Annotated in this window: 15 protein-coding genes; 1 reads left to right on the top strand and 14 read right to left on the bottom strand. The window is 47.5% G+C overall.

Features of this window, described 5'->3' with window-relative positions; all coding sequences use genetic code 11:
• Positions 1-11: 11 nt before the first annotated feature.
• From G358_RS0111135 to G358_RS0111100, 8 genes are all read right to left on the bottom strand, one after another.
• A complete protein-coding gene (locus G358_RS0111135) occupies positions 12-2,015 on the bottom strand; it encodes a beta-L-arabinofuranosidase domain-containing protein (RefSeq protein WP_240480005.1) in 2,004 nt (667 codons plus the stop codon).
• Complete coding sequence (locus tag G358_RS0111130) at positions 1,915-2,643, bottom strand: response regulator transcription factor (protein WP_019637298.1); 729 nt, start codon at positions 2,641-2,643, stop codon at positions 1,915-1,917. The genes G358_RS0111135 and G358_RS0111130 overlap by 101 nt, the downstream gene beginning before the upstream one ends.
• Positions 2,618-4,381, bottom strand: a complete 1,764-nt coding sequence (locus G358_RS0111125; RefSeq protein ID WP_019637297.1) for a sensor histidine kinase — start codon at positions 4,379-4,381, stop codon at positions 2,618-2,620. Before G358_RS0111125 ends, G358_RS0111130 begins: the two co-directional genes overlap by 26 nt.
• Positions 4,382-4,485: 104 nt before the next feature.
• Positions 4,486-5,910: a family 43 glycosylhydrolase gene (locus tag G358_RS0111120; RefSeq protein WP_019637296.1), complete on the bottom strand. Its 1,425-nt coding sequence runs from the start codon at positions 5,908-5,910 to the stop codon at positions 4,486-4,488.
• 100 nt (positions 5,911-6,010) lie between these two features.
• Complete coding sequence (locus G358_RS0111115) at positions 6,011-7,576, bottom strand: extracellular solute-binding protein (protein ID WP_019637295.1); 1,566 nt, start codon at positions 7,574-7,576, stop codon at positions 6,011-6,013.
• 64 nt (positions 7,577-7,640) lie between these two features.
• Positions 7,641-8,522, bottom strand: a complete 882-nt coding sequence (locus tag G358_RS0111110; RefSeq protein ID WP_019637294.1) for a carbohydrate ABC transporter permease — start codon at positions 8,520-8,522, stop codon at positions 7,641-7,643.
• Positions 8,523-8,539: 17 nt separating this feature from the next.
• Positions 8,540-9,520, bottom strand: a complete 981-nt coding sequence (locus G358_RS0111105) for an ABC transporter permease (protein ID WP_019637293.1) — start codon at positions 9,518-9,520, stop codon at positions 8,540-8,542.
• Between the two features lie 234 nt (positions 9,521-9,754).
• Positions 9,755-12,187: a glycoside hydrolase family 31 protein gene (locus G358_RS0111100; protein WP_019637292.1), complete on the bottom strand. Its 2,433-nt coding sequence runs from the start codon at positions 12,185-12,187 to the stop codon at positions 9,755-9,757.
• A gap of 120 nt (positions 12,188-12,307) precedes the next feature.
• On the opposite strand from G358_RS0111100, the gene G358_RS0111095 reads away from it, so the two are divergent.
• Positions 12,308-13,201 carry a helix-turn-helix transcriptional regulator gene (locus tag G358_RS0111095; protein WP_019637291.1) on the top strand — a complete coding sequence of 298 codons (894 nt, stop codon included), beginning with the start codon at positions 12,308-12,310 and terminating at the stop codon, positions 13,199-13,201.
• A gap of 305 nt (positions 13,202-13,506) precedes the next feature.
• On the opposite strand, the gene G358_RS0111090 is transcribed toward G358_RS0111095, so the two are convergent.
• From G358_RS0111090 to G358_RS0111065, 6 genes are all read right to left on the bottom strand, one after another.
• On the bottom strand, positions 13,507-14,313 hold the full coding sequence (locus tag G358_RS0111090) for a Nif3-like dinuclear metal center hexameric protein (RefSeq protein WP_019637290.1): 807 nt from the start codon (positions 14,311-14,313) through the stop codon (positions 13,507-13,509).
• Positions 14,314-14,360: 47 nt separating this feature from the next.
• Complete coding sequence (locus G358_RS0111085) at positions 14,361-15,254, bottom strand: carbohydrate ABC transporter permease (RefSeq protein WP_019637289.1); 894 nt, start codon at positions 15,252-15,254, stop codon at positions 14,361-14,363.
• Between the two features lie 10 nt (positions 15,255-15,264).
• Entirely contained in the window at positions 15,265-16,191 is a 927-nt protein-coding gene (locus G358_RS0111080) for an ABC transporter permease (protein ID WP_019637288.1), read from the bottom strand.
• Positions 16,192-16,261: 70 nt separating this feature from the next.
• Positions 16,262-17,812: an ABC transporter substrate-binding protein gene (locus tag G358_RS0111075; protein ID WP_019637287.1), complete on the bottom strand. Its 1,551-nt coding sequence runs from the start codon at positions 17,810-17,812 to the stop codon at positions 16,262-16,264.
• A gap of 110 nt (positions 17,813-17,922) precedes the next feature.
• The gene (locus G358_RS0111070; RefSeq protein WP_019637286.1) at positions 17,923-19,509 is read right to left on the bottom strand and encodes a helix-turn-helix domain-containing protein; all 1,587 of its coding nucleotides are present in this window, start codon (positions 19,507-19,509) and stop codon (positions 17,923-17,925) included.
• 14 nt (positions 19,510-19,523) lie between these two features.
• Positions 19,524-21,248, bottom strand: coding sequence for a sensor histidine kinase (locus G358_RS0111065; protein WP_019637285.1), 1,725 nt, complete (start codon positions 21,246-21,248; stop codon positions 19,524-19,526).
• Positions 21,249-21,283: the final 35 nt, after the last annotated feature.

The raw sequence follows: 21,283 nt of genomic DNA, 5'->3' as shown, positions 1-21,283 counted from the left end.
CGCAAACGCATTTATGCTTCTTCATACGCCGAGCTGCCATCCTTGGCAAAGGAGAAGCAGCTATTCTGCAACGAATCTCCTTTTAAATCCAAGTAAACGGTATATTGTTCCTCCTCTACTCTAAATAGCGGTATGAATCTGGCCTGATTACCTTGAAGACTATCCACAACAAATTCCAATCTATCCTGCGGGCGTCTAACGAATTTTTCATGGATAGTATGATTTGAAATGTCCTGCAACAACGAATCTTGTCCAAGCTTCGCCAGCAGTATACTTCCATACATGACCGCCGCCAGACGTTCTGAGCCTTGGAGCGGTACCAAATGGAGGGAAGCATCGATTTCAATTTCGATCGTATCCTGATCATAAAAAACACGGTGAATAACGATATACCCGTTTTCTTTCTTAAGATCGACAGGAACGGCGTTGATTTTCACAGCCTTGACAGCTTTTTCCTTGAACATTATTCTAAACTCTTCCGCCTCGCCCACATTAACTACGAGCGTAGACACAAGTGCATCGGGGAATTCTGTATGCTGAGTGATTTTGGCGTTTTTCTCCTCCCACACTACCGTTGACGATATAAAAGCATTAAGCAGTAAAGTGTCCCCGCAATGAAACCAGATGTTTTTTTGCAGCTCGCTCATCGCCTCGATACCGGAGGCAGTACAGCACCAGAAGGAGTCATATAGACTACTGAACTTTTTGGCCGCACGGCTTCCCATCGGTTGATGATACTGCGAGAGCCCCGACTTATCGCTTGCGCTATTTAATATGGCGTTATACTTCAGAATTTCCAAATGATCCAGATATTCCACGGAACAGTTCCATTGAAACAGCCGCTCAAGGATTCTCTCTGTGTTATGTGCGCAACAGCTCTCGCTTTCGCCGCCTGTCAACGCATCTTCCAGTTTTCCATAGCCTCCCCAGTGTTCTGACTTTTCGGAAACTCCTCCCTTGATGTAAGCAGCAGCTTTTGAGCTATTGTTGCCATTCGCAAAAGTTCTGCCCAGCAAAAAATTGTAAAAATTCAAGGCCGCTGTCTTATATTTTTCCTCCCCGCTAATGTCATACCGGTGCATCGCAGCAATAATCATAGGAAGATGCGTGTTGGCGTGAAGATTCTCAAGTACGTCCTTACCGTCCGCCAGATAATCAATTAAATAATCTCTGTCAAAAATATGGGCCAGCTCAAGGATTATGTCATCACCTGTTATGCCATACAAGGTGTAGAGGGCGTCACCAATACCTCCAAACTCATTCGCCGGATTAACCTTTGTACAACGGAGAATACCATCGATTTTCCAGAAGGACAGCTCCTCAAAGCGCCTGTGAATGTAATAGGCTAGCTTTACGGCAAGTTCCAGCGATTTGGAGTTGCGAAGATAAATATAACAATCAACCAGACCCTGAATAATTTTATGCAGGGTATAGTAGGGCGCCCATACACTCCTGTTTTCTTCGGATTCCAGAACATCCAGTTTTTCTTCTTCAAATGCACTTAAATATCCGTTTGGCTTTGCGCATAATTCCATTATATTAACGATCTCATTTGCTTTTGCCTGCAACAAATCATCCTGATCAGCAAATGCAAATTTAGAACAGGCAGACAGAAAATGCCCTGCAAAATGTCCTCTGAGACCACACCTTGCATCTTCCCAACCGCCCAAAGGCTCCGCACGGGATGGAATCCCCGCATTGATTTTAAACGTATGCATAAGTCGGTTAATATCAAACTCATGAATATACTTTTTGACGAGTTGTCTGCGGAACGCAAAGTATTTATCGGTCAGCCTTACTTCATCTAAGCCAAAGTTGGTAAACAAACCGGACACCTCAATTCCAACGATATTCTGCCCATTGAAAGCTGGCTGGGATGTTTTCCCCATGTTGCGGATGAATTCTTGCCTCGTTTCACGCTTGTTCTTCCTCCGCCTGCCCGCTATTCCGGTAAGCGCCTGGCGTGGTGCCCGTATATTTCTTGAATACTTTTGTAAAATAATGCTTATTGTCATAGCCGACCTGCTGCCCAATCGCACTGACGGGAAGATCGCTCTGCGTCATCAGCAGCTTCTGTGCCTCCTGAATCCGCATGGCATTCAGGTAGTTTACGAAGGTGTCGCCTGTTTCCTTCTTAAACAAACTGCAGATGTAATTCGGATGAAGATTCATCAAGTCAGCAAGATGATCCAAGGAAAGATCCTTCCGGAAGTTGGCTTGCATGTAAGTGAGAATACGCCGTGCATGCCGGTTGTATTCCGATTCACATACAGACGGCAGCTCTTCTTTGATACTTTCGAGCAGTAAAGCGATTTCATCCTTATCGATCGGCTTTAGCAAATAGTCAACCACGCCGGCACGCAGCGCTCTGCGAACATACTCAAACTCATCATAGCCAGTCAGGATGATAAACCGGTCACACCATCCACCCAGCCTAGCTTCCCCGATGAGCTCGAATCCGTTCTTCTCGGGCATATTGAGGTCCGTGATTGTAATATCCGGCATATAGTCCTTCATGGTTTCAAGTGCCTCAAAAGCATTCGATGCTTCACGAAGTTCGGTTCCTACAGGGGCGACTTCCCTTACAACCTTTACCAAACCATTCAGGATTAACGGTTCATCGTCCACAATCAATACCCTCATCGTCAACTTCCATCCTTTTCATGATGATGATACATAGGCACGTTCCCATGCCCTGTTCGCTTGTAATCTCCAACCGGGATGCTCCGCCGAAGTAGGCTTTAATCCTTTCGTTAACATTAATTAGCCCTACACCGCCTTCAGATTCTGCCTCCCTTGCCCCAGCGTGTCCCAAAAGCCGCGATTGTATGGCAAGAAGCTTCTCCGGGGGGATGCCGTTTCCATTGTCAGAAACGGTGATTCGGATTTCCTGTTCTGACTCCACGGCCTGAAGACGAATATGAACAGGACGGATAACGGCAGATACGCCATGTATAATACTGTTCTCAATGAGCGGCTGCAGTATAAAGCGGGGGCAATCTATGCATTCCGCATCGGCGGCAACGTCAATTTCATAGGTCAGTCTGCTTTGAAGCCTCATCTTATGAATGTTGAGATAGAAGGTGATCATTTCGATCTCTCTTGCAAGAACAGTTTCATCCTGCTCTGACGAAAGGCTGTAGCGCATCAGCTTTCCGAACCAGAAGGAAATATCGGCGACTTCCTTGTCGTTGTTGGATTCAGCCACCATTCGGATCGTTTCGAGTGTATTATAAAGAAAATGCGGCTTAATCTGGGCCTGCAGCACTTTGTAAGCGGCTTCTTTGTTTCGCAGCTCGGCGCGATGAACATTGTTGATCAGTTCATCCATTCGCTGGATCATTGAATTGTAAGTTGTGGTCAAGAAACCGATTTCGTCTTTTTCGTTCAGCCTGTCGTTTTTGATGATGTGCTGTCTCAGATTGTCATCGTTTAAAGTACGCATATGTCTGGCTAGCCTAAGGATACGCTTCGTGATGGTGGAGGCCAATACATAATATACAATGGATAATCCCACCAATAGCAGGACGATGATCGTCACCAGGACGACCTCTCTCTGCTTGATGGAATGGAATACATCTCCAACCTGCCCGGTCACGATTACGCGAACGCCGAGCTCCTCGAGATCCAACTGATTCACAATAGCCTTTCGATCAATAAAAAATGTATTCCCCTGCAATTGCAGTCCCCGCAGCGTCTTCTCACCAGGTTCTCCCCCCGCCTCGTTGGCAATCAAAGGCTGGCCCTGCTCAGACAGAAGGAAGGCCTTCCAATTTCCTTCTACCCCTGCGGCCTCGTAGAATTTCTTGATCAGGCTGCTGCTGACTCGTATTTCGAGAAGTCCAATTTGTTCTGTGATTTGGGTGTTGTAAATATACTGGTAATAAATCAAATCCGGGTCCGTCACCTCAGAATCGGCACGAACCCAGACGCCACGGCCGGGCTTTAAAGACCGGACAACTTCCTCCATTTGCGGGTCAAGCAGTTCCCAATCCATGAAATGCTCCGTTATGGGGAAGGCCTCGTCCTTCATCTTGTAGATAACGAGAGACTCGATCTCCGGATGAACAAACAAGGATTGAGCATATAACGGCCGGATGTAGCGAATAAACGCATAGACGCTTTCTGCATCGGACTGATATACACCATCCAGATAATCGGTAATGTACGGATTGTATTGCAGCATCCGGTGCACTGACTGGATTCGGGCGAAATCCGTTTTCATGTTCGCATAGGCCTGCTCCAGAATTTTCTGCCGGCTTTCTACGAATTGTTTCGTCAGATTACCGTAGATTTGCAGATAGTAATGGTAACCGAAGGCGATGACCGGGATAAGGATGAGAATCACATATCCCAGAATGATCTTACGCATGATGCTCATAGCCATTCTCCCTTCGCTTACTAGAACATATATTGTTACCTTACCATGAGCCGACAATATCTGGTAGATGTGCGAACGTCCCTAGGCGATTATTCGCCCTTACCTTATTCCAATGTAAACGAAGCCAGGCTTGCGCCTCCCATGCCCGTATACGTAAAATATAATGCTTGGATGCCATCGGGAATGACCAATTCGGCAGAGTACTCTTTCCATATATTCGTGAAGCCAACCGGGATCCTTCCGAGAACCGGACCATCCCATGCCGTTTTTACTTCAAAGGCACCACTGCAATACCCGCGCACTTTGATTGTAACCTTCCGGATTCCACTGCATTGAAAGTATTTGAATCCAGCTGTAGCTGAATCCGTCATATTGGCAATGTATCCGATTTCCTCATCTCCGTCTTTTCCATCCTGGGTTATTTTCGGAAAACGGCTATCCATCCATGCCCCTGAAGCGCCAAAACCTCCTGTATACAGCTCATCGTCTTTACAGAACAGATTACAGGCCAGATATGCAGGATATTCTCCGCGCCCTGCGAGCGGTCCTCCATTCGAACCACAGGAGGTCATCTCCACCTGAGGAATCGTTCCGTCCTCCAGAAATGAAATCTGTTCGATACAGCCCTGCCGATTGAAAGCTGTACCGTTGGTATGTCTATGGTAAAAAATATACCACTGCCCATTAATTTCAACGGCGCTGCCATGGTTATTTCCACCATAATACATAGGTTTTTCAGCCGGTTTATAGGAATCAATATGAAGATCATTATTGCTTACAATGACCCCCTGGTATACGAAGCCTCTCGTCGGAAATTGGCTAGTCGCGTAGCACAATTCATGCATGACAACCGACGAATAGATCAGGTAATAAGTATCGCCTCGCTTCCTGATGGATGGCGCCTCGAAAAACTCATGTCCTTCAAACCCGCTGCCCTTGCTGTACGGTTCACTTGGCGCAACAAACACCGGTTCTTCCACAATGGTGAGCATATCTGGACCAAGCACCGTAGCCATGGCACCTTTTCGTGATTTGTCTCCGATGGCACAAAAGCCGGTATACAGATAAGTTCGTCCCTCTTCTGTCATCACGGCCGGATCAAATTGAGGCTCATCGCCCTCTCTTTCTCCCAGACGTATTCCATTGGGATATCGAACGTAGCCGTAGAACTCATATTTGCCAGCCGGAGAATCACAGACAGCAACCGAAACAATGGGAACCTTGTCAAGAACATAATACAGATAATACCTCCCATCCGGTCCAACTGTGACATCCGGTGCATACAGACACATGCTGCCATCCGGATTAAGCGGATCATCTGTTTTTTTGTAGATCACACCTTCATACCGCCAGTCAGCCAAATCCGCTGCGGGTGCTGACCAGCATACATAGTCGTTTAAACAAAAAGCATGTCCGTTATATCGATCATGCGAGCCATAAACATAAACTCTGCCGTTAAAAACATACGGTTCTCCATCAGGAATGTATTCCCATGATGGAAGGTAAGGATTTAACCCTTGTTTTGTCATATTAATGATGTTCACTCCTTGTCCTCTCGATTTCTAAAGAACTGCATACTATAAGCAAAGTCCGGTAAAGACGCAGGGCGTCTCTACCGGATTATCCCACTTATTCAAACAGTCCCTTCTTCTTCTGATATGTTGCGTTTGCCCAATCGACCAGCTTCTGCAACTCCATCTTCTCGGCGGTCTTCACCATGTTCTCGTAGTTCGCAACGGCTTCCTCTTCCGATTTCGCCAAGTAGATTTTAACCTTCTCATTTTTGATCATCTCGTCAATCTTAGTCTTGATTGTCTTCTCTTGGCTATCCGGTTGCGTCTGGATCAAGCCGATCTCCGGCTTATAGACCGTGATTTCTTTCCTTTCCATTAAAGCCTGTGTCTTCTGCGTGCCAGGAACGTATCCCTGCATGCCTTCCATGACTCCATCGTTGTATAGATACCACCACTTGATGCCGTTGCTGTTAATGAAATCGGCGTCGGACGGATCGTATTTCAGATCCGGATACCCTTCTTCGTTCCATGTCCAATGCTCGCCCTCGACACCAAACATAGTCAGTTTTCTGCCTTCATCACTTGCCAGGTATTCAATGAATTTGATGGAAGCTTCAGGGTCCTTGTTTTTCTTGGTGATAAACGTACCGGCGAAGCCAAGCCCTGTACTGACCACCTTCGCTTCATCAGACAAACCGCTGGGCAGCATTTTGAACGTGAATGATTCTCCGTTATTTTTAATTTTGATGTTGTCCGTGTCTGCCGTGCTGACTGTATGGCTGTGAGCGAACGCCTTCCCGCTAGTCGCGTATTGATCGTCAATCTGATCGTTCGTGTAAGCAAAATTTTCTGCCAAAATATACCCGTTGCGATACAGGCTATTCATAAACTTGAAAAATTCCAGCATCTCTGGCTGTTTAATGGCATAATCCACTTTTCCATCTCGCTCGTACCAGCCATCTAACAGAGCTTCAACGCCTAACTGCTGCAGAAAATATTGCTCAATCCAATCTTTATCCATAGTAAGAGGAATCATATCAGGGTACTTTTCTTTGACCATGCCTAGAACCTTCGCGAAATCTTCCACCGAATTTATTGGCGGATTGCCGAGTTCCTCCAGGATATCTTCCCGTACAGCAATGCCGGGATTGCCGTCACTGCCAATCGCGTATTTGTTTTGGCTCATCTCCTCGTGTGTCGCAAAGGAATTTCGGACGGTATAGAAATTGCCGTCATCCATCGTATGAATTGCAATTCTCGTCTTATCGATTTTGAAATCCGGCGCATATTCCTCAATCAGCTCATTCCAGGGATAGGACAGCCTCGAGTCCGACATTCGATCAATGTTGGCGTAGGTGAAGACAAGGTCCGGAAGATCTCCGGAGGAAATCATTAACGGAAGCTGCTTATCATCCGTTGCGATAGTAACTTTCAGTTTGACACCGGTTTTTTCCGTAATTTTCTCTGCCACCGGTCCCTTCCATTCCTTAACCGGATACCAAGGCGCATCGATAAACAACGAGAGCTCCTTAATCTCTCCGCTCTTCCCCAGTTCTTTATTTCCGGTTCCAGCGCTTTCCTTCTGACCCGTATTGTCCTTGCCGCATGCCGACAGCAATGTCAGCACGAGCACAACAATCAGCGATAACAGCAATACCTTCTTACTCCTCTTTCTCTTCATATAACCCCTCCATGGATGATAATGTTTTATATTAAAGTAATCACTTTAATATCATGGGAATTGATCAACCTTTTACGGAACCTAGCATGATTCCTTGAATGAAATATTTTTGCAGGAACGGGTATACGCACACAATGGGTGCAATGGAAATAACCATGGCCGCGACTTGAAGCGAATAGCTCGTGACGCCTGCCGACGCGCTGTTCGCAACGGCGATCGCGTCCATCGGTGCATTGCTCTTATTGATGACTTCCATCATCCGGAACGCAAGCGTCCTTAAACTTTCCGATTGGACGAAGTAAGCGGAGTCCAGCCAGGAATTCCATTGGCCAACCCCCATAAAAAGCGCCATGGTAGCGATTAGCGGCATCGAGACGGGAAGAATAACCCGGTAGAAAATGACGAGCTCGTTCGCTCCGTCCATGTGCGCGGATTCCTTCAGTTCCCCTGGAATTTCACGAAAGAACGAGATGGCGATCAGTAAAAAAAAGGTGCTTAACATGGAAGGTATGATATAAACACCAAACGTATTGAGCAGCCCGATCGAACGCAGCACCACATAGTAAGGGATCAGCCCCCCCGAGAAGTACATCGCAAAAATGATGATCGTGAAATACGTTTTATGGAACAGCAGGTTGCGGTGCGAGAGTCCGTAAGCAACAAGGCAGGTTAATAGGACACCCAGCACAGTTCCCGTTACCGTCCTTAAAATAGTCACCAGAAAAGCTTGATACCAGTGCGGGTCACTCAGAAACTGGGTATAGTTCTCCAACGTGAAGGTTCGGGGCCATAAATATATCCCCCCAAGAAGCGAATCGGTCCCCTTGTTGAGCGAGAGGATCAGAACGTAATAGAACGGATAAAACATAGACAACATGATTACGAATAATATGACTGTGATCAATGTATCCATAATCCGGTCCTTTTGTCGTTGACTTAGCGTCATTACCGGCCTCTCCTTTCCTAGAATAAGCTTGATCCCGACGTACGCTTGGCGATGAAATTGCTGGAGAAGATCAGCACGACCGAGATAACGGACTGGATCAAGTCAATAGCCGCCGCATAAGAGAACCGGCCGTCCCTTAAGCCGACCTTAAATGCGTAAGTCTGCACGATCTCCGAGGTCGGATTGTTAATGCTGTTCCCGAACAAGTAAGCCTGTTCGAAATTTGAGCCTACCAATCCTCCGCCCAGGATGCTTCCAATTGTGAGGATCAGCACCACGACGATCGTCCCTTTCATACCTTGAAACGTTATATGACGAATGCGCGCCAGCCTTCCGGCACCGTCAATTTGCGCTGCCTCGTACAGGGTTGGATCGATCCCAGCGATAGCTGCCAGGAAAATGATCGTCCACCAGCCCATCTCCTTCCACACGGCACTTCCGACAGCCAGCCCCCAGAAATAATTAGGGTTCGTAAGGATATCGAGCGGTTTGTCAATGATGCCTAGAGTCATTAGCGCTTTGTTCACAAGTCCGATATCGGCGGACAGAAAAGAGAAGGCGATGCCAACGACAACAACCCACGAGATAAAATGCGGTAAATAGCTAACGGTTTGGACAATCCGCTTAAACCGGATATTTTTAGCCTCGTTTAACAAAATCGCCAGCAATATTGGAGCCGGAAAAGCAAAAATGACTTTAAGAAAGCTCAAGACCAGCGTATTCCGAACAATAGTGCTGAACTGATAGTCGTTCACGAACTCGTCGAAATGTTTGAGTCCAACCCAATCGCTTGTAAAAATCCCCTTAATGCCGGAGGAAATGGAATATTCCTTAAACGCCATAATTATGCCGAACATCGGCGTATAGGAGAAAATAAGCAAAAAGACCATACCGAGTCCAACAAAGAGATGGAGGATTTTTTGCTTTTTAAACCGCTTCCAAAGCAATGCTTTCCGGCTCATTACGGCTGGGCCTGTAATTCGTGTATCAAGATCCATACATGTCCCTCCTTGTTTTTAAGTTTATCTCCTAGGAGAAGCCGCGGTAAGCCAACATTCTTAAGAAAGCGTTGTCATTTCTTAATATCACTCGGTTAAGCCTGCCTCTGCCTCCAGGCTTGCCGTGTATAAAAAAGGCTGGAGACTCTCAATCGCCATAGGCGGATAGGAACTCCAACCTTTAAATCGCAAATCTCACGTGAATGGATAGTAGACAATCATCCCAACGGAAAATTAAAGTGAACTTTCAAAATCACTTTCCTGAACAACTACAGGGCTGCCCTGATAAGAAATGATGCATTGACCGGGTTTGCCCGCGATTTCCACAACGAATTGTCTCGCTGCCGGCATGCTGTCGTAACTGCCGTTCCTCTGCCCTAGCGTCAGTGTCCGGTCTTCTTCGCACCATTTCATTTCAATCATAGAGTAGGAACCCTTCTCGTAGTTATACGTATCCCCTTCATCTTCATAAAAGGTGAACTCGGCATCCCTGCCGGAGTAAACTATCAAGCGAATAAGCGCTCCCGGCTGTTCGTTCGCGTATTGAATATCCGGGCCATGAGGAACAATGGAGCCGGCACGTACAAAGAGAGGAAGCGTATCCAGATCAGCTTTGGCCTCAATCGTCTTGCTGCCGTCCATCCGTTCACCGCTCCAATAATCGTACCATTCGCCTTCCGGCAGGTAGACACTGCGCGTTTTGCTGACGCCATGAAGCTCGCGGGATTCGGGCTCGTAATACATGGCCTTTATGACAGGCGCAACAAGGAATGCCGGCCCGAACAAAAACTGGTCATCAATATTGTGCACGCGCACATCTTCCCTGTAATCAAAAGCCAGCGCCCGAAACATCGTATAGCTGCGATGTGTAACGGCCCCTGCAAGCGAATAGATGTAAGGCATCAGCCTGTACCGAAGCTTCAAATACTTTACCAACGTATCGTAAATCGGCTCTCCAGGTTCGCCGAACCGCCAGATTTCCCTTGGCGTGTCCGTCCCATGGGAACGAAACATCGGAAGAAAGGCCCCAAGCTGAAACCAGCGGACGTACAGCTCGCGGTAGCCCAGATCCGCAACTCCTCCGTCATAATCTCCGTTCCAGAACCAAAGATCTTTGTTGTTGTGAACAAAAAACGCGCCGATATCCAAGGTCCAATAGGGAGATCCAGTCATACAAAAATTAAGGCCATCGGCAATCTGCTTTTTAAGCGTCTCCCAATTGGCCGCTATATCACCCGACCATGTTATCGTGCCGTAGCGATGCTGCCCAGCGTAGGCAGAGCGCGTCAAATTCACGACCCGTTTATCGGCGGTGACGGCTCGCTGTCCTTCATAGATGCCTTGGGAATGCAGCAGCGAGTATGCATTAATATACTCCGGGTCGAGATAAAGTTTGGCCTCCGCCGTGTTCATCAGCATGCGCTGTTCAGGCTCCGGCTTCACTGCCCCTTTCCAGTCAGCTTCAAAAGGTTCGGTACAGTCGCACCACCATGCGTCTATCCCGTGGGAGAACAGTCCAGCATTGGCCTGCTCCCAATACAACCGTCGTGCTTCTTTCTTGAAAGCGTCATAAGTAGCCTGATTGCCGAGCAAGAAGCCATGCTCATTCATTTCTCGATGATTGTCTCCGCCCTCTCTCATGATGGGCCATATCGATACCATAAGCTTTGCGTTAAGTGCATGTAACCTGCGCATCATCCCGGAGGGGTCCGGAAAGCGCTGCGGATCCAGCGTCTTTTGCCCCCACAGCTCGCCTGTCCATGACTGCCAGTCCAATACGATACCATCAAGGGGAAGAGCACGGTTCCGATGTTCCTCTACTGTGGCAATCAATTCCTCCTGAGAAACATAACGCTCCTTCGATTGCACATAGCCGTAGGCCCATTTCGGAAGCATCGGCGCCTCTCCCGTTAAGTAACGAATCCCGGCTATGATCTGATCGAATTCAGGACCGTAAATAAAATAGTATTCCATTTCATCGTCAACATCTGTCCAGATGTACGAGCCGAAGGAATCGTCATGAAAGCTCATATACGAATAAGAGTCGACCAAAATTCCGTAGCCTCGCGTCGATAAAAGGGCCGGGACGACCGCCTTCATATTTTGCTGATATAAATACTGGTGTTTGCCCCGAAGATTCATCATGCCCTCTTCATGAGAGCCAAGCCCGTACAGCGCCTCGTCCGGCTGCCATTCGAACTCCAATTTCGTATGGCAGGCCTGCCTGTCGAGGACGCAGTCTTCCCCAACTGCTCTTGCGCGAAGACCATCGGCTCCACGATCCGTCTCAACCTTGCTTGCCGAAGCGTCGAAGGTCGTACGATAAACGTCGATGCGCTCCAGCGTTTTGCCGCCTCTAGGCGGTTCCTTCGCCAGCAGCTTGCCGTTCGCATCCCAATAACTGAATGTGCAAGTCGATTTGTCCACCCGAATCGAGAGTAAATCAGTCGATAATTCCAAATACACAGGGTGATCGGCCATCGTCCACTGTATGTCCCCTCTCTCCGGACGGTTAACAATCATAAGACTCGGTTTATCGCTAAATTGGGATTCCAGTGTATAACGAATTCTGGCAATACCCGGTGTGCAAAACTCGATGTGCATAAGCCCGTTGGAGGTGTGCAATGTAATGCCGTTTGATTCCGTTTGAAATTGAGTCAGCTGCAAAATTATCGCTACCCTTCCTGTTGGATTTGATCTAATATCATGATATTATCGTTCATGGCGCAGTATCTACCATGTTATTACGCATTTCTATCACAATATTACGTTTTCCAGGAGGACACCATGTATGAACATCGTTACCGGGAGAGCAAACCGCACGGCGTGCCCGAATTTCCATTGTACATTTACCATGTGGAGCATCCTGCCGACGTCAAATCCATTCTCCCCATCCATTGGCATAATGAGATAGAGATCATTTATTTGGCCAAGGGAAATGCCTTCTTCCGCATCGAGAATCGTGAGTATGCAATTCAAGCGGGGGAAGCACTCATCGTTCATCCGGGAGAGCTTCATTCGGGAACTAACGTTGATAGTGACGAAATTTGCTATTACTCTATCGTGTTCAGATTATCCTGGTTGTCTTCGCTCCAATCGGATCGTATACAGAAACTATTTTTAGAACCGCTCCTGCTGGGAACTGCTAGACTTCCCGCCTTGTTGTCCCTATCTAACGAAACCCATTCCACATTACTGGACTGCATACGGCAGCTCCTGATCACCTACGAGCACCGGTCACCAGCATTTGAAATGAGCTTGAAAGGCCTCCTGCTGCTGCTGATCGCGGATATTTTCAAATACGGGCTGATCGAGAAAAACGATGAACTGAGAAATCACCATGGGCATGAGTTGGACCAGAAAATCAAACAAGTACTAACTTACATGGAGGAAAATTCCTTTGAAAAACTGGGGTTGGATGAGTTAGCTTCCGTGGCTTCCCTTAGCCGCTCCCATTTTTGCAAATTTTTTAAATCGCAAACCGGGATGCGGCCGATGGAATATTTGAATTTTATCCGGATCAATAAGGCCGCCAATTTACTCCGTACCGGATCGTACAACGTTTTGGAAGCTGCACTGGAGTCCGGTTACCAGCATGTCAGTTATTTTTCCAAATGGTTCAAGCTGTATATGAATATGACTCCATCGGAATACAAGTCCCGTTATTCTTCCGGTCTTTAGACCTTGCATCCCACTTGAAAAATTCACCAATCATACTGCATATTCCCTAGGCAATGCCTCCTTCTTAGTCATTTCGTCAATTGGAAGCGCTGCCAATTATTTAGTTACTCTAACATTAAAACTTTGAACGGTTTGATTCAATGATGTATTCTAATTTATTTTTGATATATTCTAATATAAAAAAACACCTTCCAGTTGTTTTTCATATCCTGCGACATGATTTACATCCTTGAAGGTGTTATGGTTTTTCTCAAGTTCTCTGCCCCATTCAATTCTAAATCGGGTCGTGTATCAAGACGATAACATTACAAATAACGGAACGGCTCTCTCGCATCAACAAAGCTTACGCGAATATCGCCAACGAGCGGCTGAAGCCAACTAGCCATATGCTTCATCCCCCACTCCTCGCTGCGCTCATGGCCGACAATCAGCATCGCCTTGTTCATCCCCAGCATGGCGGCGTCATTAACATAAGCGCATAACGTCCACTCGGTTATTTCGCCGCAGATCATCACGTCCAGGTTCTGCTCTCTCATCAGTTGCATCGGCATATACTCTTTGCCGAGCCCCAGGCTTCCGCCGCCGACTAAAATCCCGATTCGGGAGCAGGCTGCATCAGGGTTTCCGACGACGCGCAACACATCCATAGCCAATTTCTGTTTAAGAAATTGTGCCAGTTCTCCCACCGTCGTTTGCTCAATCACGTAAACCCAGGGCTGACCCTCGTCCGATTGATATTGTTCCCAGCCGATTTCTTTAAGCAGCCCTTCATAAATTCGGTCCGGCTGCGCCATATGCATATGATCATGATACCGCCAAATCGCGATCCCATGATCGTCAATCATTTTTTTCTTGGCCAAATACACAGGATCTTCTCCGACCCAGTCGAGATTATCCGCCCCGGTATAATAGGTAGGCTCATGGGTAATGATCATATTGGCTCCTTGCGATATCGCCTCTTTGATCACATCTACGGTAGCCATGAAGCTCGTAACGATCCCTGTCACCTTCATATCCGGACTGCCGGATACGAGTTGGTCGCAGGTTTGCTCCAGTCTTTTCCCGCCGCAGGAGTCCGTCAGAATTCGCTCGATCACATCTTGTACCTTCATGCACTCGTTCTCCTTTTCAATACATTAGCTTACATTGCGCTCGCCTGTTAACCTTTGACGGCCCCGATTACGACCCCTTTGGTCAAATATTTCTGAAGGAACGGCAGCACAAGCGCAACCGGCAGTATCCCGATCACCGCCATGGACATGCGGATTGCCGTGCTGGGAAGCTCTAGCGCACCAGCGCCGATTACATTGCTGGCCTGCCCGGATTTGAGAAACTGGATGTTGTTCATCAAATTGATCAGCATATTTTGAATGCCGTAATATTTCGGCGTCGTAATGTAATATAGCGCGTTGATCCAATCGTTCCAATAGGCCAAGCCCATAAACAGCCCTACGGTCGCCATCACCGGCACCGACAGCGGCAGCATGATCCGAAAGAATGTCCGCAATTCGGAGGCCCCATCGATCTGAGCAGCCTCAATCAACTCCCCGGGCACATTGTTTTTGTAATAGTTGCGGATCAGCAGTACATAAAATCCGTTGGTCAGCAAATTAGGCACGATCAAGGCCGCCAAAGTATCCTTTATATGAAAATATTTTGTCCACATGATGTAGGAAGGGACGATTCCCCCGCTAAACAGCATGGTAAAAAAGATGATGAAGGCCAATACGTTGTGATATTTGAAGTCCTTTCTGGACATCGGATACGCCAGCATACTCGAAATAAGAAGCCCGAAGCCTGTTCCCAGAATCGTTACAAGGAAGGAAACACCGTAGGCTCTAAGAAAAGTAGCCGACGATGAAATCATATAAAGATAGGCATCCAGACTTATCTTCTCGGGAAAAAAGCTGTACCCGTTCCGAATCAGGGCCGACTCATCCGTAAATGAGGCAACAACGATAAGAATAAAGGGCAAGAAGGCAAGCACACTCCACAAGCCCATCACAACTGCGGAAAACCCGAAAAAAGTCCGTTCACCTCTGGATTGAATCATGATGTTCCTCCTAAAACAACGCGTTATCCGCGTTTACCTTTTTGACGATCGCATTCGCCAGCATGACAAGGATGAAGCCGACTAACGACTGATACAGGCCGGCCGCAGCGGACATGCCGATGTCATTCACCTGCATAAGCGCACGATAGACGTACGTATCGATCGTTTGTGTTGTGCTGTACAAAGCTCCCGAATTCAATGGAACTTGATAAAACAAGCCGAAATCCGAATTGAAAATTCTGCCGATCGACATTAACGTCAGAATGACGATGGTAGGCTTCAGAAGCGGCAGCGTAATCGTCCAAATTTGCTTGAGCTTGCCCGCGCCGTCGATCTTGGCGGCCTCATAAATGCTCTTGTCAATCCCTGCGATAAAGGCGATGTACACGATCGACCCATACCCTGCGGTTTTCCACAATTGAATAAACACGAGCAGATAAGGCCAGTATTTAGGCTCCGAATACCAATTGATCTCCGGCAAACCAAGAGGCGCAAGAATCGAGTTGTTAATGAACCCGCTGTCCGCGTTCAGAAACGCAAAAACGAGATACGAAAGGACGACCATCGAGATCAGGTTCGGCAGCACGAGGCTCGTATGAAAGACCTTGGCAAAAGCTTTGCTAAGCAGCTCCGACATGAGGATGGCGATGATGATCGACACAATCGTCCCCAATACGATAAAGGCGGTATTGTATAACAGCGTGTTTCTCGTCATGACCCAGGCATCGCTCGTTTGAAACAGAAACTTGAAATTGTCGAATCCGATCCAATCGCTGCGAAAGATACCTTTGGCATAGTTAATATCCTTGAAGGCGATAAAGATCCCGATCATCGGAATATAACTATTTACGATAAAATACAGCAGTCCCGGAACGGCCAGAAGCAGGAGCGGCAGCGTCTTTTTCGGCCCTTTCGATTTTGTCGTCGTGGTTGTCATATCGATGTTCTCCTCCATGCTGCGAAGTGGACCCGCATGAGGTCCACTCCGCAAAACAGTTGTTCGTTCCTTATTGGCTGTTCTGTGCAGCAATCCATTGGTCCAGCTGCTCCTGCTTGCTCTTGATAATCGCCTCTGCTCCCGCATCGTTCAAGGCCTGCACAAACTTCGGAATCGTTGTTTCCGGGTCCAATGCCCCGCACACGAGGCCAGGCAAATATTGATTCACTACGTTCGTTACCGCACTCATCTGTGTTTTCACTTCGCTAGGATCAAAGATGAAGCCAAAGAACGGAGATTTCTTCGTTTCCTTGTTCTCCTGCAGCTTCAGCTCTACATCCGACCAATTCACGCCTTCAAGCTGGTACTGCAATGATTCGGAGCCTACAATCCCCGTACTCAACATGGCGGTATAAGCAACGGTAGAAGCATCCTTGCCGTCCGGATATTTCACATGATGCTCGCCCACCTTGACATAATCCTCGCCTTCGATCCCGTACAGGACCGTATTAATCAGCTCTTCATCGGTGTAAAGCAGGTTCAGGAATTTCACGGCTCCTTCCGGAGCTTTCGTAGTACTGGACACCATCCAGCTGACCATATTTACCGCACCCGTCTCGAAATAATAGGGAGCGATGCGCTTCATCTCCAGGTTTTTGCCCGTCTGCGCGCTTAAGGCCTTCGCTGCTTCCAGACCGCTGTATGAAGCCATATAGGAGAAGCCGCGCCCGGATGAAATCATATCCGAGAAGGCGATAGAGGTTGTAGCTGCATCCTTCTCCAAATATCCCTTATTGAACCATTCCCTCATCATAGTGACACCGCTTTTGAACTCCTCCGTTTCGTAAAAGTTCAATACCTGCGAGTCATCGCCAATCACGGCGCCGATTCCGGTCGTATCCGACAAGAAGTCCGCCTCATACATCCCTTTTAACAGTAAAATAAGGCCGGGATCGCTCGGGTTCACATTCACAGGACCGAATGGAATCACTTCCGGGTATTTTTGCTTGACCGCCTCAAAAATTTGCGGCAGATCTTCAACCGAGTTAATGTCGTCCGCGCTGAAGCCGACCTCCTTCAGCATGTCCGCATTGTAAACGAAATTTGTCGGAATCGACACGCCTTTGTTCACCGGAATCCCGTAAATATGTCCGTTTAAGGTAGTCGACTTCAGCATGTCAGGGCCGAAGTCCTGCTCGAGAATGGCAAGCAATTCTTTTCCATGCTCCTCAAGCAAATCTTCCAGCGGATACAGCTGACTTTTCGAGACATAGCTCGTAAACTGTCCGAGCGTCGTAAAGACATCCATCTGCTCACCGCTCTGGAGAGCCAGGTTGACTTTTTGGGCGTAGTCGGCCGGACCGAATATTTTAAAATCCACTTCTACCCCGATTTTTGGAACCGTTATGGCATTGATGGCATCCGTTACTCTGCCGATGTCGCTAGGAATGCGGTTGAACGACGGCATGGCAAATACGATTTTTTCGGCCTTGGCCTTTGTACTATCGCCAGCCCCTTGCGAATTGGCATTAGAGTCGGCTGCACTGCCGCATCCCCCTAAAATCGAACCGAGCATCATGATCGTCAGCAGTAATGACACTAACCCCTTTTTTGTTCTCATACTGGATCCTTGCCTCCTGTCACTTTGATTTCAATCTCAGCTTATCTCTTTCTGATCCGCATGACTTTAAATAATACGGCGTGTTTTTTCAAAAATAAGAGGTTATTCATTTATTTATGTTTAGACCGGTAAGCGTTCGGCGGCTCTCCCGTCAACTTCTTGAATACTGTGGAAAAATAGGATATATTATCAAACCCGGCATTCATTGCGATCGTACCAATGCTGGCGCTGCTTTCAATCAGCATCCGTTTGGCCGATTCAATTCTGTACTCGTTCAAGTATTCCTTGATCGTCAGGCCTGTTTCGTTCTTGAATACTTTGGCCAAATAATCCGGCGTCAAAAATACGCTCGCCGCAACATCTTCCCGGCTCAAATCCTGGTTATAGTTCTGGTGGATAAACCGCTTGGCCCGTTCAACGACCCCTTCAGAGCGCAGCGTTACTTTAAGGGTTTCGATTGCGACCTCCGTCATCATGTGCGCCCATTTCATGAAATCGAACACGCTGCTATCAGATCTTTGGTACAACCGCTGAGCGACATCGTCGGAGAATAGTTTGTGTGCCTGGATTTGATTGTCGGCAAGCAGTGCATAAACTACCTGAAGGAAATCCTCGCGAATCGAATGCAGCGTGGCAGGATCCAGCTTGTTTTGTGCTGCGAGCTGCTCCAGCTCTTTTTTTAGCCGATTGACGATTTGCACCTTCTCCTTCTGAACAAAAAGCTCTGTAAAATGCCGAGTATCCAACATATACTGTTCGGACGTATCGTAATTGAATTGATCGCTTTGAAAATGGAGGCTCCCTCTGAAAATGAGGTTGGATACGTCCATACTCTCCAGTTCGTCCCTGGTACGGGCCAGCTCCGCAATACTATATTCCTCGCTGATATAACACGTCATGCTGCATTTGAAATACTGCCTGCACAGCCGAATCAAATTCTCGCCGTCCGCTTTCACTTTGTTCCTTTCCGTGCCGGCTTCAAAAATCACGGCTGTGTATATCCGGTTGCCTGCCGGATAGGAGATCACCCGGCCATGGTTTGGACGTTCAAGCATCATTTCCGAGCAAAAATTGGATAAGGCATAAAGGAGAGTGCTGACATCCCAACGGTTGTCGAAATCGTGCCGATCTACACTTCCCAGAAATAACTGGTATTTCAGCTCGGACGATACAGCTATATCTCGCTTCCGTATTTCGGCCTGTATCAGATCCAGACGCGGGGATATAGCGGCGGTCAGCACATCTTTCCAGAAGCTTTTCTCCACAAGATCTCTGTTTTTCAACCATGTGAGCCCAAGTTTGCGATATTCGCCCAGCATTCTCCTCCGCTTAAGCGATTCGATCGACCTGTGCAGAGCCGCCTCCAATTTCGGCTTGTCGAGCGGCTTGGTCAGGTACGAATCCGCGTTGTACGATATGGCGGTGGAGGCAAATTCAAAGCTCTCATGACAGGTAAAGAAAATAAAGGCGCCATCATACCCCTGATCTCGAACCCATTTGATCATATCGATCCCGGTATCTCGGGGCATTTCAATATCGCATATAATGAGGTCGGGCTCCTCCCCCTCATAAATCATTTTGGCTTCCTGGACGCTATGCGCCAGCATCACCCGGGAGATTCCGTACTCGTTCCAGCGAATAATATCGCGGAGTACCTCAATCGTAGGTATGTCATCATCTATCAACATGCAGCGCATTGACTCTCCCTCCTTTATGCAATCATCTCTGCATCGTGCTGAACCGGAATTCGCAATTCGACCTTGGCGCCGGACCGCTCCGCATTCGAAAGATGGAGCAAATCGTCTCGTTTATAAATCAGTTGGAGCGTTCTGCGAATGTTCGCGATCCCGACTTGCCCATCCGAATCCTTCCCCTCCTGTCCAGAGGGCTCTGTTGCTTGGAGCAATGCCGGAGGAAACCCGCTCCCGTTGTCTTCCACTACAATTTTAACGAACAGCTCTCCATCGATCGTTACGACGTTAGCCTGAATAAAAATGGATAGCATTTCGCCATAGGTCAACGCATGTTTAAAAATGTTTTCCGCGAAGGTTTGAATCAGAAATTGGGGGATCTCGATCTGTTCCGCCTTAGCGTCAATGTCCGTCATATAGAAAATTTGATCGGGATAGCGGATCTCCTGCATTCGGATATAGTTCTCGATGTGCCTGATCTCTTCCTGAATCGGGACCAGCGTGAGCGCTCCCTTAAACATGTATCGCAAATGCCGGGACAGCAGGCTGAGCAGCTCCCGGATCTCCTCGTTTTTGTTTTGATAGGTTAGACTGGAAATGGTCGAAATCGCATTAAGAAAAAAGTGCGGCCTGATTTGCATTTGTAAATATTTCAGCTCCGTGCGGCTCTTTTCTATTTTTTCCTCGTAAGTGCGAATCTTTAAAGCCGTAATTTCGTTAACCATGGAATGAAAGGAATGGAATAGCTTCGTAAACTCCAGAGAATAACGTTCGGATGGAATCGGTAGTTCCCGCTGGCCTTTCTCCACCTCCTTGGCTGCTCTGACCAGTTCAAGAATCGGCTGTAAAATATCCCTTGCCAGCAGCCTCAAAACAAGGGGAATCACGATAACGGAAAGGACACCGAGCGAAATAATCAGCCATTGGATCAGCTTCAATCCCGAAAAAACATTTTGCTTTGCAGTGATATTTACAATCTGTCCGAACTCGGCGACCGGCTCCGATATAAAAAGATAGCTGTCTCCATACCTGTTCCTTAGTTCCGGCATACTCACTGCGGCGCTATCATTTTCAAGAGCCGTGGACGCGAGGACCATTCCGCTGCGGTCGCTCAGGACATAATAGCTAAAGTCGCTCCCTTCCCTGTCCGCGATGGATAACAGGTTGTTTGCTTTCACAAAGGTACCGAAGGTAACGCCGTTGTACATAATGAACTTGAACAAATAATGCTCTTCCTCAATTTTAAAATCCGTCCACTGGTCCATTTCCGCCTGAGGAACAGGCTGGAAGGCATGGACATTCACAAAATCGGCCAGGATCAGCTTGTCCACCGATTGAAACCGGTTTCCAAACTGGATCAGCGCAGCTCCATCACCTGGGAGCTTGATGAACATTCCGTCGCTGGAATAGTTGTTGGACATTTTGGCCTTTAATGCATTCATTAACCGCATATTTTTGAAATAGTCGCTGTTTCCACCCGTGCCAGAGTGATCCGTGGCGATGTCGATGTTGTTTTCAAACACCTCCGTCAAATCTTTGGCGTAAATGTTTAAGTTGTTATGGATGTTCTCTGCATAGATCGTTAGCGTGTTCCGCGCATTATTGAAAAAATGGTTACGCACCACTTCCAGCGAGTAAATATTGCTAAGAAGAAGCACCGATAACAGAATGACGAGAATAATCGTCAACGGAACCGAAAATTTGAAAATGATACTGTTCGTTTTGAATATGCCTCCGCCCTTCATTGCGCAACCTCTTCCATTGTTATTATCGGATCGGC

Source organism: Paenibacillus fonticola DSM 21315, assembly GCF_000381905.1.
GTDB classification, from domain to species: domain Bacteria; phylum Bacillota; class Bacilli; order Paenibacillales; family Paenibacillaceae; genus Fontibacillus; species Fontibacillus fonticola.
This window is presented reverse-complemented; position numbering and strand designations above follow the sequence as displayed.

Excerpts from the sequence above, each read along its gene's own strand:
- G358_RS0111135 (WP_240480005.1), bottom strand. The coding sequence starts at position 2,015 with ATGACAATAAGCATTATTTTACAAAAGTATTCAAGAAATATACGGGCA.
- G358_RS0111130 (WP_019637298.1), bottom strand. The coding sequence starts at position 2,643 with ATGAGGGTATTGATTGTGGACGATGAACCGTTAATCCTGAATGGTTTG.
- G358_RS0111125 (WP_019637297.1), bottom strand. The coding sequence starts at position 4,381 with ATGAGCATCATGCGTAAGATCATTCTGGGATATGTGATTCTCATCCTT.
- G358_RS0111120 (WP_019637296.1), bottom strand. The coding sequence starts at position 5,910 with ATGACAAAACAAGGGTTAAATCCTTACCTTCCATCATGGGAATACATT.
- G358_RS0111115 (WP_019637295.1), bottom strand. The coding sequence starts at position 7,576 with ATGAAGAGAAAGAGGAGTAAGAAGGTATTGCTGTTATCGCTGATTGTT.
- G358_RS0111110 (WP_019637294.1), bottom strand. The coding sequence starts at position 8,522 with ATGACGCTAAGTCAACGACAAAAGGACCGGATTATGGATACATTGATC.
- G358_RS0111105 (WP_019637293.1), bottom strand. The coding sequence starts at position 9,520 with ATGGATCTTGATACACGAATTACAGGCCCAGCCGTAATGAGCCGGAAA.
- G358_RS0111095 (WP_019637291.1), top strand. The coding sequence starts at position 12,308 with ATGTATGAACATCGTTACCGGGAGAGCAAACCGCACGGCGTGCCCGAA.
- G358_RS0111090 (WP_019637290.1), bottom strand. The coding sequence starts at position 14,313 with ATGAAGGTACAAGATGTGATCGAGCGAATTCTGACGGACTCCTGCGGC.
- G358_RS0111085 (WP_019637289.1), bottom strand. The coding sequence starts at position 15,254 with ATGATTCAATCCAGAGGTGAACGGACTTTTTTCGGGTTTTCCGCAGTT.
- G358_RS0111080 (WP_019637288.1), bottom strand. The coding sequence starts at position 16,191 with ATGACAACCACGACGACAAAATCGAAAGGGCCGAAAAAGACGCTGCCG.
- G358_RS0111075 (WP_019637287.1), bottom strand. The coding sequence starts at position 17,812 with ATGAGAACAAAAAAGGGGTTAGTGTCATTACTGCTGACGATCATGATG.
- G358_RS0111070 (WP_019637286.1), bottom strand. The coding sequence starts at position 19,509 with ATGCGCTGCATGTTGATAGATGATGACATACCTACGATTGAGGTACTC.
- G358_RS0111065 (WP_019637285.1), bottom strand. The coding sequence starts at position 21,248 with ATGAAGGGCGGAGGCATATTCAAAACGAACAGTATCATTTTCAAATTT.